Source organism: Methanothermococcus sp., from assembly GCF_015523155.1.
Classification (GTDB): domain Archaea; phylum AGJL01; class Methanococci; order Methanococcales; family Methanococcaceae; genus Methanofervidicoccus.
This window is the reverse complement of record NZ_WAKW01000067.1, coordinates 29,950-44,593: the sequence shown is the minus strand read 5'-3', so window position 1 is coordinate 44,593 and position 14,644 is coordinate 29,950. Positions and strand designations below refer to the sequence as shown.

Below are 14,644 nucleotides of genomic sequence, written 5' to 3'. Positions count from 1 at the left end.
TAAGCCCTCCAGCGATACCCTAAGTACTGCCTTTTGGTGGGAACAGGGTGACGCCGTCAGCCTTTTTTTATACTGCCCTGGTGGTGTAGCTCGGCCTATCATACAGGACTGTCACTCCTGTGACTCGGGTTCAAATCCCGGCCAGGGCGTTCATTTGAGTTTATAAAAGTATATTTATATATCTAAATATATTCAATAACTATTGATGGTATGTATATTAAAAATGTTAAAGAGCGAAAATATGGACCATAATGGGATAAATAGGGTGCTAAATAAAGGAAATTTATTAAAAAAAATTTTTAAAAATATATTTAAAAAAGACGAATTTCAAGAATCTAAAAAAACAGAAAAACCGATTTTAAATGAATGCATAGGTTGTGGTTTGTGTGCTAATGTATGCCCTACAAAAGCCATAAAAATTTTTAAATTTAGAAATGTAATTTGTTCCCATTGTGGGGCTTGTGTTGAGGCCTGCCCCAACAATGCTATTTTATTTAATAGATTTACAATTGATAAAGATAAATGTATAAAATGTGGGTACTGTGCATTGGTATGTACAATACCCATTATAAAAAATGAAATTCCAATACCAAAAACTCCAATTATTACAAAAGAGTGCAATAATTGTGAGCTATGTATTTCAAAATGTCCTAAAAAGGCAATATATATCAAATATAACGATATCAATGAAAAATATACCATTTCAATAGATTCTAAAAAATGTGAAAATTGTTTAGTTTGTGTAGATTTTTGTCCAATGCATGCAATAGTTTCTCCATCTGATTATGTAAAATCCTGCATAATTAAAGTTGATATAGATTCTTGTATATTTTGTAAAGAATGTGAGAGAATATGCCCCATAAAGAAATAAACGAAAAAATGGATGCTAAACTAAATAGAGAAATTAGCATAAAAATAAACGATGCTAAAAAGGATTTTAGATATTTAATAAACAGAGGATATAAAAAGGATTATGCTTTAAATGTCGTCTGTAATCATTATAAAATTCCAAAAGAAGATAGGCTAAAAATCATTAGAACGACCCATACTGATGAGGAAATAAAAACTGTAAAAAATAAGTTAGTGGATATTGGGGAATTATCAAATAAGGAACTGAATATTGATGGATATAATGTATTAATTGGAATCGAGGCATTTTTAAAAAATAATATTGTTTTATGCGATGATGGGATTTATAGGGATTTTATGGGAGTTTATGGAAATTATAAAATTAACCCAAATACTGAAAAAGCCATAAATTTGTTGTTGAAATTATTTAAAAATTATAATATAAAACCAATATTTTATTTTGATGCCCAGGTATCAAAAAGTGGAGAGCTCTCCAAAAAAATAAGAAACTTGATGGAGAAATATAATATAGATGGTGAAGTTTTTTGTGTAAAGAACTGTGATTACATATTAATGAATAAAGAGGTAGTGGCAACATCCGATAGTATAATTATAAAAAATAAAAAAGTTAAATATGTAATTGATTTAATAAGGGAAATAAAAGACAAAAAAATAAACAGCATGGTGATTACATGATAACAGTTTCAATAATTGGTGGAACAGGATACACAGGGAGCGAATTATTAAGAATACTTTCAAATCATCCAGAAGTTGAAATAAAATATATCACTTCACGAAAAATGGATGGTGTAAAAATAACAAAAATACATCCAAATTTGAAAGGTATCAAAAACCTTGATAATATAACATTTAAGAATATCTCTCCTGAAGATATTGATTCTGATTTTGTATTTTGTGCAACACCACACGGTGCTTCAATGAAAATAGTGCCTAAATTGTATGAAAAAGGCATGAAGATTATTGATTTAAGTGGAGATTACAGATTTGAAGATATTGGCACATACGAGGAGTGGTATAATTTAGAACATACGGGAAAACTTGATGCAGTATATGGACTACCTGAGCTCCACAGGGAAGAAATTAAAAAAGCAAATCTTGTGGCAAACCCAGGATGCTTCCCAACAGGTTCGATTTTGGCATTGGCACCCCTTGTAAAAGAGGGTATTGTAGAAGATAGAATAATTGTTGATTCAAAAACTGGTGTTAGTGGTGCAGGTGTTAATCCATCAGAAACCACTCATTTTCCAAATGTGAATGAGAATATAAACCCCTACAAACTCACAACCCATAGACACAGCCCGGAGATAGAAAAAGAACTGGAAAAATTAACCAACAAAAACATAAAACTGTCATTTACGCCCCATCTTGTGCCAATTACTAGGGGGATATTAACAACCACCCATACATTTTTAAAAGAAAATGTTGATAGGGGACAGATAATCGATATTTATGAAAAATTCTACAAAAATGAACCATTTGTAAGAATATTTGATGAAGAAGTTCCTACACTAACAGGAGTTAGAGGTTCAAACTTCTGCGACATTGGAGGATTTGAGGTGGATAGGCACGGACGACTTGTTGTAGTTTCTGCAATAGACAACCTTGTAAAAGGAGCAAGTGGTCAGGCAATACATAATATGAATCTAATGGCGGGATTCAACGAAACAGAATCACTATTATGTGGTGGTTTAAAACCATAACTTAATTATAATTAATAAATAAGGATAAGGTAATAATATGGTAACGATAATGCACCCAAGACCCTCTTCAATAGCAGCAGCTATGTATCAATTGAGGGATGTTGGAGTTGATGCTATAATTATGCATGGACCAAGTGGCTGTTGTTTTAGAACTGCAAGACTTTTAGAATTAGATGGAATCAGAGTTTTCACCACAGCAATGGATGAGAATGATTTTATATTTGGAGCTCAGAAAAAATTAAACAATACAGTAAGGGAGGTAATAGATTACTTAAAAAAAAATAAAGAGAAGAAAAATAAATATATTATAGGCATCGTTGGAACATGTCCGAGCATGATAATTGGAGAGGATTTATATGCCCCAGTTGATGATTATCACGATTGCGATGATGTTGTGATTATTCCAGTTGAAGTGCATAGCGGAATGAATGACAATACCCTCGGTGCTATTAAAACTATGGAGAGCTGTTTGAGTTTGGGGATAATCAATGAAAAAGAATTTAATAGGCAGAAAAAAATGCTTATAAAAGCCACGGAGATTGAAAAAACCAGAGGCATGGCTAAAAATAAATACTTAAAACCAACTTATGAAGATGATTTAGAAGAAGTGGTAAATCTGTTAAAAGGTTTGAAAACTATGGATAAAGATTTAAAAATTGCCTGCGTTTTAAATGCAAAAAAGGAAACTGCATATTTATTCGCTCATCCACTGATTGAGATTAATAAAATTAAAAATAATATTAAAAATAAGAATAAAAACAAAAATATAGATATAGTGAATATAGCCAATTTAGATAAAAACATAGGATTTGAAAAGGTCAGAAAAGATGCAGAGAATATATTGGACGAATATTCAAAAAATAACATAACTATTGACTATATCACGGGTGGATTGGATGAATATCCAGTTACTGGAAGAAAAGCTGTGGATATCTTAAAGGAAATTAATCCCGATATTGTTGTAGTTTCGGGAGTCCCCCATGCACTTCCTATTGAAGAGTTGAAGGAAATAAATAAAAATATAATAACCATTGGAATAAGCGATGGTCCAAGATTATACCATCCAATAAAGGATGTTTATAATTATGGTATTATTGAATTGGATGCTCATGCAAAGGTTTTGGGAAAAAGAACTGTTGTAAAATCAAGATTTGGTGAAGTTTTAAATTACGCATTTAAATAATAAATGAAATATAATTAATAACAATAATGAAAAATTAATTATTAATTATAAATCATATTAATATATGCTATCAATAACCATCTGGTGAAAATATGGAAAAACCATGGGTGGAGAAATACCGTCCAAAAACATTGGATGAAATTACAGGACATGATGAAATCATAAAACGGCTTAAAAACTATGTAAAAAAGAAATCCATGCCGCACATGTTATTTAGCGGTCCGCCCGGCGTTGGCAAGTGCTTAACGGGAGATACAAAAGTAATTATAAACGATAAAATCGAGAATTTAGGGGATGTTGTAGAAAAAATAAGCAATGGAAAATTTGGAGCTACGCTTGTAAGTAATCCAAATAATTTAAATGTTCTAGGTATCGATGAAGATGGGAAAATTAAAAAATTCGATGTGCAGTATGTTTATAAAGATAAAACTGACAAGATAATAAGAATAAAAACTAGATATGGACGAGAACTAAAAGTAACGCCATACCATCCACTTTTAATAAACAAAGAAGATGGAACTATAAAATGGGAAAAAGCTGAGAATTTGAAAAGTGGAGATAAGCTGGCAACTTCAAGGTATATTCCACTCAATGAAGATAATTTAGATAATTCAACCGATGAACATAAATATGAAAATATGTTATCGGAATGGCTTGGCTACTTCATGGGCGATGGGCATGCCGATAAAAACTGCAATACAATTACCTTTACAAACAATGACGAAAACCTTAGAAAAAGATTTGCAGAGCTCACCGAAAAACTGTTCGATGATGCAAAAATAAAAGAGAGACTCCATAAAGATAGAACTCCAGATATATATGTAAATTCAAAAAAAGCAGTTAAAATAATTGATAATTTTAGAGGAAAAAAGTCCCATAAAATAAAAATACCAAATTATGTGTTAAACAGTCCATCTTTAAAATATTTCATAAAGGCGTATTTTGACTGTGATGCAGGCGTAGAGCATAGCTCCATCGTATTATCCACGGCAAGTAAAAACATGGCTGAGGATTTATGCTATGCACTTGCGAAATATGGAATAATTTCAAAATTAAAAACAAGACATAATAAAAAACATGGGAAGGATTATTATTATGTTGTAATATCTAATTCATCCAATATTAGAAAATTTTTGGAAGAAATAGGGTTTAATCAAGATAAAAAATATAATAAAGCAAAAGAATTATTAAAAAACGAAAATCCAAACCTTGATGTAATTGCAATTGATAAATCAAAAATAAGATATATTGCAGATAGGTTAAAAATACAATTCTCTGATGATAAAAAAAGATGGGGATACGCCAAAACTAAAAAAACAAGTTTTGAAATATCTAAAAAAGTTTATTATAAATTAGAGGAAATAAAAACTCTTAAAAAGTTAATAGATAAATCCATATTAATTGATTGGAATGAGGTTGCAAAGAGAAGAAAAGAAATATCCGAAAAAACAGGAATAAGAAGCGACAGAATTTTAGAATACATCAAAGGAAAAAGAAAACCAAGTTTAAAAAACTATCTTAAAATTGCCAAATGTCTTAATATAAATATTGAAGATACTGTTGAGGCAATGAAATATTTTGCTAAACATTATACTACTTATGCGGAGCTCGGAAGAATTATGGGCACATGGAATTCAAGTGTTCGATTATATCTTGAAGGAAACACCTGTGATATTAATAAATTGGAGGAAATAAGAACCGCTGAGCTCAAAATAATAGGTGAAATATTAAATGATGAAAAATTAATAGATGCTATTGCTTATGTGTTGTTCTTAACAACCAACGAGATATATTGGGATGAAATCACTGACATAAAAACATTAGAAGGGGATTTTACAATATATGATTTGCATGTGCCAAAATACCATAACTTTATAGGTGGAAACTTACCAACTGTATTACACAATACAACTGCGGCATTATGTCTTGCAAGGGATTTATATGGTGAAAGTTGGAGGGACAATTTTTTGGAATTAAACAGTTCGGATGAAAGAGGTATAGATGTAATAAGAACAAAAGTAAAAGATTTTGCACGAACAAAGCCAATTGGAGATGCACCATTTAAGATAATATTCTTGGATGAAAGCGATGCTCTTACAAGCGATGCTCAGAATGCATTAAGAAGGACTATGGAGAAATATTCGGATATATGCCGATTTATCCTTAGTTGCAACTATCCAAGCCGTATTATTCCTCCGATACAATCAAGATGTGCTATATTTAGGTTTTCACCATTGAAACGGGAAGATATTATAAAAAAACTTAAAGAAATCGCAGAAAAAGAGGAAATTACTATCGATGAAAGTGGCATCGATGCAATAATCTATGTATCAGAAGGGGATTTAAGGAAGGCTATAAATGTATTGCAAACTGCTGCAACAGTTTCAAAAAATATCGATGATGAGGTAGTTTATAAGGTGTCATCAAAGGCACGACCAGACGAGATTATAAAAATGGTAGAGCTCGCACTGAATAACAAATTCATTGAGGCAAGGGAGCTTCTATATAATTTAATGGTAGATTGGGGAATGAGTGGAGAAGATATCCTATTACAGATGTTTAGGGAGATTCCTAATTTAGACATTGAAGAAAGAAAAAAAGTATCTCTCGTTGAAGCAATTGGGGAATGTGATTTTAGAATCGTTGAAGGAGCAAATGAAAGAATACAGCTTAGTGCACTGCTTGCTAAAATTGGAATGTTAAAAGATGGTTAAATATATAGTATTTACTATTATGCGGGATATAGATTTCCATGGAGTATATTATTAATTTATATCCTACATTAACTATATATACCAAATTAAATATTTTATTAGTAAAAATAATATATAATTAAATCGGAGGAGTAGAAATTGCCAGGACTAAGGAGAATAGTGTTGGATGTTTTAAAAACACATGAGCCCAAATTAACAGATTTAGCGGTAAAATTGTGTGCGTTGGATTATGTGGATGGTGTAAATATTACAGTTTATGAAATAGATAAATCCACAGAAAATATTAAAATTACCATTGAAGGGATGGATTTACAGTATGAGCCTATAAAGGAGATAATCGAATCTATGAATGGTGTAATACATAGTATTGATGAAGTTGCCGCAGGAAAAAGAATAATTGAGGAGGTAAGAACCCCTCAGGATAGAATGAAGTATTAAGTATTATTTATGCTAATTTTAAATGTATATAATTATATATTCTTTTATTTCTTAATTTTTTATTTTTTAATTTAAATTTAAAGAGGATATTATGATAACTAAACCCGTAGATATCAATCATATATTTGATGAAGAAGGTATTAAATTACTCAAAGAATTGGGATGGTATGGTTCAGTTGCTGTTCAACATCATGATGGATATGATAATGAAAAATTAGAATGTGTTAAAGAATATGGTGAAAAACACGGTTTGAAAATATATTCTGGAATAAAAATATTATCAAAATCTTCAAAAGAATTACCAAAACTTGTTAAAAAATACAGAAATAAAGTTGATATTATACTTGTGGAAGGTGGGGTTATAAAAATTAGTAGAAAGGCATTGGAAATGCATGATGTCGATGTTTTATCCACACCTGAGTTAAACAGAAAAGACAATGGTATTGACCATGTTCTTGCAAGGTTGGGGAGCTCACATAGGATAGCAATTGAACTGAATTTTAAGAGTTTATTGGAAAAGAAATACTATGAAAGGGCAAGGATAATATGGGTATTTAGAAGAAATTTATTTATTGCAAAAAAATACGATACTCCTGTTATAATTTCAAGCGGTGCAGAGAACATATACGATATAAAATCACCAAACGATTTAAGAAGTTTTTTAAACACTCTTACAATGGATACTAATTATTCAAAAAGTATAATAGAGATGCCCTATAAGATTGCAGAATATAGAACATATTTAAGAAAAAATAATGTAATAAGATATGGTGTGGAAGTAGTTGATGATAAAATTGAATAGATAAAATAAAAATTAAAATAAATGAATTAAGTAAGTGATAATAATGTTCGAAAATAAAAAATGTGAGATATGCGGAGCTCCTGCAAAAACATATCTTTTTGGAAGATTTTTATGTGGTAGTGAGAAATGCATCGAAAAAGCAAGATTGTTAAGAGGAGGTCCAGCAGGTCATAAATTAAGGGTGGTTTCTGTTGGAAGTAAAAATCCTATTAAAGTTAAGGCTGTTGAATTGGCAATGGAAAAAACAATAGGAAGCGTTCTTGTGGTGGAGGTTGATGCCGATAGCGGAGTATCAAAACAGCCAATAGGATTTGATGAGACAGCCAAAGGAGCCATAAATAGGGCAAAATATGCATTTGAAGCTAAATCTTCTCTGTATGGAATTGGTATAGAGGCAGGTCTTGTTGAAATCGGCGGAAAATATTTAGATGTTCATGTTTGTGCCGTTTTTGATGGATTGAATTATACTATTGGAACCTCTCAGGGATTTCAAGTGCCAGTGGAGCTAGTCAAAGAAATGAAACATGGAGAAGAATGTGGGGTCGTAGCTGAAAAAATATATAATATAAAAAATATAGGGAAGAAAGAAGGAATAATAGGTTATTTAACCAATGGCGGTATTAACCGACTAAATTTATGTGAAAATGCAGTGTTAATGGCTATGGTTCCAAGATTGCTAAGTAATAGAAATTATTATAATATAAAATAAGATATAAAAAATATTTTATAAAAAAATATACCTATAAATAATTTAAAAGTATAATCTATTTTATCCTAAATTATAAAGTGATAGTTATGAAAGTGAATCATGAAAAATGTGGGTATTGTGGAGCCTGTGTAGGAGTATGCAATAAGCTTGCAATAGAGTTGGTAGAAAATATAATTGTTATAGATACTGAAAAATGTAATGATTGTAAATCATGTATGATGGTATGTCCATTAAACGCATTGGAGGAATAGTATGAGAGAGTTAATAAATAATGCTAATTATGATGTGGTTGTAGTTGGTGCAGGGCCCGGAGGAAGTATGGCTTCATATTATGCATCTAAAAATGGAGCAAAAACACTATTGATTGAAAAATCTCAGGAAATTGGTGAGCCTGTAAGGTGTGCAGAGGCAATTCCTAGATTGGAAGATTTTGGAATAATACCCGACCCGCAGTTTGTGAGAAACCATATAAAAGGGGGATATTTAATAGCTCCAAATGGTAAAAAAATAGAGGTTAAAGGAGGAAAAACTGATGGGCATGTTGTGGAGAGAAAGATATTTGATAAATATCTGGCAATAAGAAGTGCAAGAGCTGGGACAAAAATGGCAGTTAAAAGTAGGGTTGTGGGTTTGGAACATAACGGCGATGGATATGATGTAATAATTAGCCATCTTGGAGAGGAATACACTGTAAAAGCAAAAATTGTTATAGCAGCAGATGGGGTCGAAAGTTCTGTTGCTGAAATGGCAGGTTTAAAGTCTAAAAAGATTCCAACTCAGGTATGTTCTTGTGCAGAATATGAAATGACAAATGTTAAATTGCTCGATAATGAAATGATGGAATTCTATTTTGGGGATATATGTCCAAAAGGATATGCTTGGATATTCCCTAAGGGAGATACTGCAAATGTTGGTTTAGGTGTTATCGACAAAAATAAAAAGGCAATTGATTATTTGAATGAATTTATAGAACATCCTATATTGGAAGGAAGATTAAAAGATGCTACCCCAATTGAATTTAAATGTGGAGGAGCCCCGGTTGGAGGACCAATCGAAAAAACTGTGGATGATAACATAATGGTTGTTGGAGATGCCGCAGGGCAAATAAGCCCTTTATCCGGTGGAGGAATCTATTTATCCATGAGTTGTGGTTCCATGGCTGGTGAAGTGGCGGCAAAAAGTATTAAAAATAATAATTACTCCAAAGATGCATTAATTGAATATGAAAATAGATGGAAGGAAAAATATTATGACATCTTAATGGCTGAACTTAAATATAAAAATGTTCTTCAAAAATTAACTGAAAATGAATTAAATGCACTGGCTGATGCAATGGATGAAAAGTTAGAAGAAGTAGATGTAAAAAAGATAGCATTTAAAGCGGTAAAAAAAGCTCCTTCATTGTTAAAATATTTTAAAGAAATTATTTAATTTTTCTTTTTCTTTTTATTAGTTAAATATCTTTTTCCTTATTTTTTCTCACATAATAATCATAGACATACCATATTATAACTATCAATATTACCAACCATATATTTTCTTTTAAAAATATTGAGATATATCCAATATATGGAATTACTAAGGGTTTTCCATTTATATCCACAACTCTCTGTTTTATCTGGTTTGTGGATATGAGTTCGGGGTCATAGGTTGGGTTGTTATCCCCTTTTGTTATAATATAGGTGGTGTTGTTAATTTTTATCTTTTTAATGATTCTATGAATTACAGGTTCAATATGATTTCCGTCAAATCTTATTAATGTTTTGTTATCTATTTTAACAATATATTGGGCATGATTTTCCCAGTATTTTGGCCAGTGTGCTTTATATACAACAATATCCCCAACCTGAACATCGTTTGGATTGAATTCCCAATTTGCATTTTCTACAATTACAAAATCTCCCCTTTCCATCACAGGATACATGCTGTTTGATACAACAACATTTACATGAGTCCAAACTGTTAAAAGCACAATTAAAAAAACTATCCACTCAATTATCTCCTTTTTATTAAATTTTTTATTAATGTTTATAGTATCACCTCAAATGTTATATTCTATTTATTATACCATTATGAATTTATAAAAATATATCTATAAAAATTTACAGGTGCTTTATAATGTTGTTGGTTAATTAATTGATTAGGTGCCTGAGTACATGTAATTAAATAATTGATAGTTCATATATAATGAATGCAGGATTAAATATAGATTATTTCCGAAAGATTTATATATATCTTTTTCTAAATTTAAAAATACAAAACTTTGAGGTGATATAATGGCAGAACTTCCAGTTGCACCAGTAGTAAGAATATTAAAAAAAGCAGGTGCTGAAAGAGTAAGTGAAGAAGCAGCTAAGGTATTAGTTGAAGCTTTAGAAGACATTGCAATGGACATTGCAAAAGAATCCGCAGAATTAGCAAAACATGCTGGTAGAAAAACAGTAAAAGCTGAAGATGTAAAAATGGCATTAAAAATGTAATAATTTATTGTATACCTATAATTAATTCTCTATTTTTATTTTTATTTATTATTAGAATTATACTTATTTTATGTTTATGTTATATATAAAATTTATATAATATTAATTTATAAAATTTAAAAATTAATTTTAACATTTTAACTTTATATTTATTTACAAATTAATATAGAGGTCTTAACATGAGGATAGTTTTTGCATTGGGCGGTTCGGTTTTAATGCCGAAAGAAGGAGCATCAGTAGATAAATTAAAAGAATATGCTGAGGTATTTAGAAAGATAAAGGATATGGATAATGAATTGAGTATAGTAGTAGGCGGCGGAAATACTGCGAGAAATTACATTTCTATTGCCAGAGAATTTACAAATGAGGCTTTCTGTGATGAAATAGGCATACTTGCCACAAGAATGAACAGCATGCTTTTGATGTCTGCCCTTGGAAACTATGTTATAAAGAAAATTCCAGAAAACTTTAAAGAAGCAGAGTTGATTTTAAATTTAGATAAAATCGTTGTTATGGGTGGGACTCATCCTGCACATACAACAGATGCAGTAGCGGCTTCACTGGCAGAGTATATTAACGCAGATTTATTGGTTATAGCTACAAATGTTGATGGTGTCTATGATAAAGACCCAAGAAAATACAAAGATGCAAAAAAACTGACTAAAATAACTACAAAGGAGCTCTTAAATATTACAGGTTCCGCCTCAATAGCCGCAGGTTCTTCTTCCATAATTGACCCACTAGCATCTAAAATTATAGATAGGGCAAAATTAAAAACTGTGGTAATTGAAGGAACTCCGAAGGAAATATTAAATACTATATCTGAAAAGCATCATGGAACTGTAATAGTTCCAGAGGAATAAAAAATAATTTTTTGGTGATATTTTATGGAAAAACATAAACACTGTTTAAATTGTGGAATATCTATTCCACCTGATGAAATTTTTTGTTCAGAAAAGTGCAAAGAAGAATATTTAAAAAAGAGAAAAAAAATAGTGAGAAATCAGCAAATGTTTTTTCTCATGATGCTAATAATACTGGCAATTTATGTTGGCATGATGTTTTTTAAATAATAGGTGTGGTTGTGTTTAATTATACCACATAACAATAAACTTTATATATTATATATTACTTCTTTATTTTGCGAGTAAGTTAAAGAAGCGGGGTAGGGTAGCCAGGCCCATCCCGCCGGGCTCATAACCCGGAGATCCGAAGTTCAAATCTTCGCCCCGCTATTATTTTAGGTTCCAAAACGAACGAAGTGAGTTTTGGACTTTCGATGCAACCTTTTTTAAAGGTTGCGTTTGAATCTTCGCCCCGCTACTTTTTTTTATAATTTTTATCTAAATTGTAATATTCCTTTTTTAACAATTTGGTTCTATTTTTGGTTTCTGTTAGTATGGTGTAGAGCTCATGTTTTTATCTTATTTAAAAAATAACTTAACAAACTCCAAAGTCGTTGGATTTAATACTACAACAGCTATGAATAATATTATGAAGCCAATGGTCATTTTTTTATCTAATTGGTTGTATTTTTTATCTAATTGATATTATTTATTATCTATATGTCTCATTAATTCTTCTTTTGTTAGTAATAAATCCTCTTTTGTTGCTAATTTTCTTAATTCATCTCTTATGTCATGTTTAATTATGTTTGTTTGGTATTGTGTTTCTTCCCTTGCTATGGATATAGCTATTTCTTTTGTTTCGTTTTTATTTTCTTCCAATCGTTTTTCAAAATAATCAACTAATTTTTTTGCCTTTTTATCATCTTTAACTATTTCCAAAATATCTGAGTATAGTGTAGAACTCATGCGTTTCACCTTACTAAGAATATAAACTTAAAAATCTCTGGATCCACTATTGTAATGTTATCTTTCTTACAATAAAATATAAAATTTATATTATTTAACTATTTTAATTTAACTATTTAAATTAATAAATATATTTTAATGAAAAAAAAGAAAAAAAGAATTAAAAGAAATTAGTAGTTTTTGATTAAGTCTAATGCAGCTTCTCTTGTTTTTTCTCTGTCTCCACCTGCAACAACTAAAACATCATGCCCGTTTGCAGCATTTTCAACAACAGCTAATGTTGCTGGACTGCTGTTGTCGATTGAAACTTTACCAGCATCTTGAAGTTCTTTTGTTAATTTGTTTACAACTGGACCTCCAATTAAGATTAAGTTTTTGTCTGCGTTATCTAATGATACTTCTGTGTCTAATTTTGCAATTGGAGCTGTTACTGGAACTGCTTGTTGGGCATTTGCTTTTAGGTCATTTAATGTAATATCTGCGTTTAATACTGTTGCTTTTTGTCCAACATTTAATGTTACATCTTTTGATACATCGGAATAAACATATATTTTATAAGTTCCTGATGCTGAATCAACAACTTTATCTATTTTTAATTTAAAGTAATTATCAATTGCTGAGAATTCATCTCCTTTTGAACTTAATTGATTATCATCGTTGGTAGGATCTGTATCATCTACTAATGCTATACCACAAATTAATTGGTTATCAACCTTACCTTCACCTTTTATAGGAACTCCACTATCTGTGATATCGGTAGATTTTTCAATTTTTATTTGATCAGTATTAGGATCTTGAACTACTGCATATATTTTATAGTCTCCTTCGTACTTATCTCCTAAGTGTAATTTCTTTATATCATTTACTAAGTATAAATCAGCGTATCCAGTAGTAGCAGCTACGTTTTTATATGCATTTGTAACTATTATTCCCACAGGACCGCTAACTAATACCAATGGTTTTGTAGCATTGGCATAATCAAACTTCTCTGCTACAACTTTACCATCTTTTAATATTTGGACATCTACTTTTGGAGCTGCTCCAGCTGTAGTGGATTCCAATACTGTCTTTACTTTAGCCGTGTATCCATTCCCTAAATCCTGTGATTCTCCTTCACCCAATACTCCATTGTATGCTAATTTACCAATTATTAAGTCATCATTGTCAGCGTCTGCTTTAACAAACATGTATTGCTGTCCTAAGAATGGTATTAATACTCCAGGAGCCAAATATGTATCGTTTGTTTTTAATTCTGAATCATCAGTTACTATGGAAGCATAACCTACTAAATCAACACCAATTTCGTTTGATTCATTTTTCATTGCGAAAAATCCTAATTCAATACCATCATCATCATTTACTGAATAAATATTTTTTAAATCTACATCATCAATTTTCATCAATGTGGATAATGTTTTTGTAACGTCATTAGATGTGTAATATGTCTTACTCCCATAACTTACACCACTTGATAATGGGTAATCACCGTCATCAGGGGTTACTGCATATGTCATATTTCCGTCTTTACTTGTGTTGAACTCTACTTTACTAGCATCTGATGAGACATGAACATTTAAATCAGCACTTCCATCTGTAACTGCTCCTGTTTTGTAGCACATTGAACCGATTTTTGCTGCAACATCAGCTGCTGAAACAACGTCCATTGCTGCTGCGTTTGAACCTACTACAATATCTACATTTGGCTGCCCATCTTCAACTGCATTTTTCATAAATCCTGCAACATCTCCTGATGTTGTGGCTGCTGCCATTACACCGCTTGCCAATGCGGAAGCTACCATAGCTCCACCAATTGCCATTGCTCCAATTTTCTTTAAACTCATTGCCATATTTTTTCACCCTCAAATTTTTTTTTGAGTATTTAATTTTTTACAAATAACACTTTGTATTTTTAATATATATACTTTACCATCTGA

General features: G+C 30.8%; 17 protein-coding genes and 2 tRNA genes. 16 read left to right on the top strand and 3 right to left on the bottom strand.

The genetic code is table 11. The features are described from left to right. Window positions 1-74: 74 nt before the first annotated feature. The 11 genes from F7B34_RS06925 to F7B34_RS06875 all read left to right on the top strand — a co-directional run bounded on the left by F7B34_RS06925 (window position 75) and on the right by F7B34_RS06875 (window position 9,847). A tRNA-Asp gene (locus F7B34_RS06925) sits at window positions 75-149 on the top strand. A gap of 92 nt (window positions 150-241) precedes the next feature. Continuing rightward, window positions 242-871 (top strand): 4Fe-4S binding protein, encoded by a 630-nt coding sequence (locus tag F7B34_RS06920; RefSeq protein WP_292461100.1) that lies wholly within the window; start codon window positions 242-244, stop codon window positions 869-871. Next, window positions 853-1,545, top strand: coding sequence for a DUF434 domain-containing protein (locus F7B34_RS06915; RefSeq protein WP_292461099.1), 693 nt, complete (start codon window positions 853-855; stop codon window positions 1,543-1,545). The genes F7B34_RS06920 and F7B34_RS06915 overlap by 19 nt, the downstream gene beginning before the upstream one ends. Next, window positions 1,542-2,570: an N-acetyl-gamma-glutamyl-phosphate reductase gene (gene argC, locus F7B34_RS06910; protein WP_292461098.1), complete on the top strand. Its 1,029-nt coding sequence runs from the start codon at window positions 1,542-1,544 to the stop codon at window positions 2,568-2,570. The genes F7B34_RS06915 and argC overlap by 4 nt, the downstream gene beginning before the upstream one ends. A 37-nt stretch (window positions 2,571-2,607) precedes the next feature. Then, window positions 2,608-3,753: a Ni-sirohydrochlorin a,c-diamide reductive cyclase catalytic subunit gene (cfbD, locus tag F7B34_RS06905; RefSeq protein WP_292461097.1), complete on the top strand. Its 1,146-nt coding sequence runs from the start codon at window positions 2,608-2,610 to the stop codon at window positions 3,751-3,753. A gap of 92 nt (window positions 3,754-3,845) precedes the next feature. Further along, a complete protein-coding gene (locus F7B34_RS06900; protein ID WP_292461096.1) occupies window positions 3,846-6,467 on the top strand; it encodes a replication factor C small subunit in 2,622 nt (873 codons plus the stop codon). 138 nt (window positions 6,468-6,605) lie between these two features. After that, a complete protein-coding gene (locus tag F7B34_RS06895) occupies window positions 6,606-6,905 on the top strand; it encodes a DUF211 domain-containing protein (RefSeq protein WP_292461095.1) in 300 nt (99 codons plus the stop codon). 91 nt (window positions 6,906-6,996) lie between these two features. After that, a complete protein-coding gene (gene rnp3 / locus F7B34_RS06890) occupies window positions 6,997-7,707 on the top strand; it encodes a ribonuclease P protein component 3 (protein WP_292461094.1) in 711 nt (236 codons plus the stop codon). Window positions 7,708-7,750: 43 nt separating this feature from the next. Then, window positions 7,751-8,416 (top strand): inosine/xanthosine triphosphatase, encoded by a 666-nt coding sequence (yjjX, locus tag F7B34_RS06885; protein WP_292461093.1) that lies wholly within the window; start codon window positions 7,751-7,753, stop codon window positions 8,414-8,416. Window positions 8,417-8,502: 86 nt separating this feature from the next. After that, the gene (locus F7B34_RS06880; RefSeq protein WP_292461092.1) at window positions 8,503-8,667 is read left to right on the top strand and encodes a DUF362 domain-containing protein; all 165 of its coding nucleotides are present in this window, start codon (window positions 8,503-8,505) and stop codon (window positions 8,665-8,667) included. A 1-nt stretch (window position 8,668) separates the two neighbouring features. Then, the gene (locus tag F7B34_RS06875; RefSeq protein WP_292461091.1) at window positions 8,669-9,847 is read left to right on the top strand and encodes an NAD(P)/FAD-dependent oxidoreductase; all 1,179 of its coding nucleotides are present in this window, start codon (window positions 8,669-8,671) and stop codon (window positions 9,845-9,847) included. Window positions 9,848-9,869: 22 nt separating this feature from the next. Here the strand turns inward: F7B34_RS06875 and F7B34_RS06870 are convergent, their stop codons facing one another. Then, complete coding sequence (locus F7B34_RS06870; protein WP_394355319.1) at window positions 9,870-10,442, bottom strand: S26 family signal peptidase; 573 nt, start codon at window positions 10,440-10,442, stop codon at window positions 9,870-9,872. 250 nt (window positions 10,443-10,692) lie between these two features. Between F7B34_RS06870 and F7B34_RS06865 the strand changes: the two genes are divergently transcribed. From F7B34_RS06865 to F7B34_RS06845, 5 genes are all read left to right on the top strand, one after another. Continuing rightward, window positions 10,693-10,896 carry a histone family protein gene (locus F7B34_RS06865; RefSeq protein ID WP_013866738.1) on the top strand — a complete coding sequence of 68 codons (204 nt, stop codon included), beginning with the start codon at window positions 10,693-10,695 and terminating at the stop codon, window positions 10,894-10,896. 179 nt (window positions 10,897-11,075) lie between these two features. Continuing rightward, a complete protein-coding gene (gene pyrH, locus F7B34_RS06860; RefSeq protein WP_292461090.1) occupies window positions 11,076-11,759 on the top strand; it encodes a UMP kinase in 684 nt (227 codons plus the stop codon). 24 nt (window positions 11,760-11,783) lie between these two features. Then, on the top strand, window positions 11,784-11,969 hold the full coding sequence (locus F7B34_RS06855; protein WP_292461089.1) for a DUF2116 family Zn-ribbon domain-containing protein: 186 nt from the start codon (window positions 11,784-11,786) through the stop codon (window positions 11,967-11,969). A gap of 86 nt (window positions 11,970-12,055) precedes the next feature. After that, window positions 12,056-12,131 (top strand) — tRNA-Met (locus tag F7B34_RS06850). Between the two features lie 178 nt (window positions 12,132-12,309). Further along, window positions 12,310-12,444 (top strand): hypothetical protein, encoded by a 135-nt coding sequence (locus F7B34_RS06845; protein ID WP_292461088.1) that lies wholly within the window; start codon window positions 12,310-12,312, stop codon window positions 12,442-12,444. 2 nt (window positions 12,445-12,446) lie between these two features. On the opposite strand, the gene F7B34_RS06840 is transcribed toward F7B34_RS06845, so the two are convergent. Continuing rightward, window positions 12,447-12,710 carry a hypothetical protein gene (locus F7B34_RS06840; protein WP_292461087.1) on the bottom strand — a complete coding sequence of 88 codons (264 nt, stop codon included), beginning with the start codon at window positions 12,708-12,710 and terminating at the stop codon, window positions 12,447-12,449. Between the two features lie 170 nt (window positions 12,711-12,880). After that, the gene (locus F7B34_RS06835) at window positions 12,881-14,557 is read right to left on the bottom strand and encodes an S-layer protein (RefSeq protein ID WP_292461086.1); all 1,677 of its coding nucleotides are present in this window, start codon (window positions 14,555-14,557) and stop codon (window positions 12,881-12,883) included. Window positions 14,558-14,644: the final 87 nt, after the last annotated feature.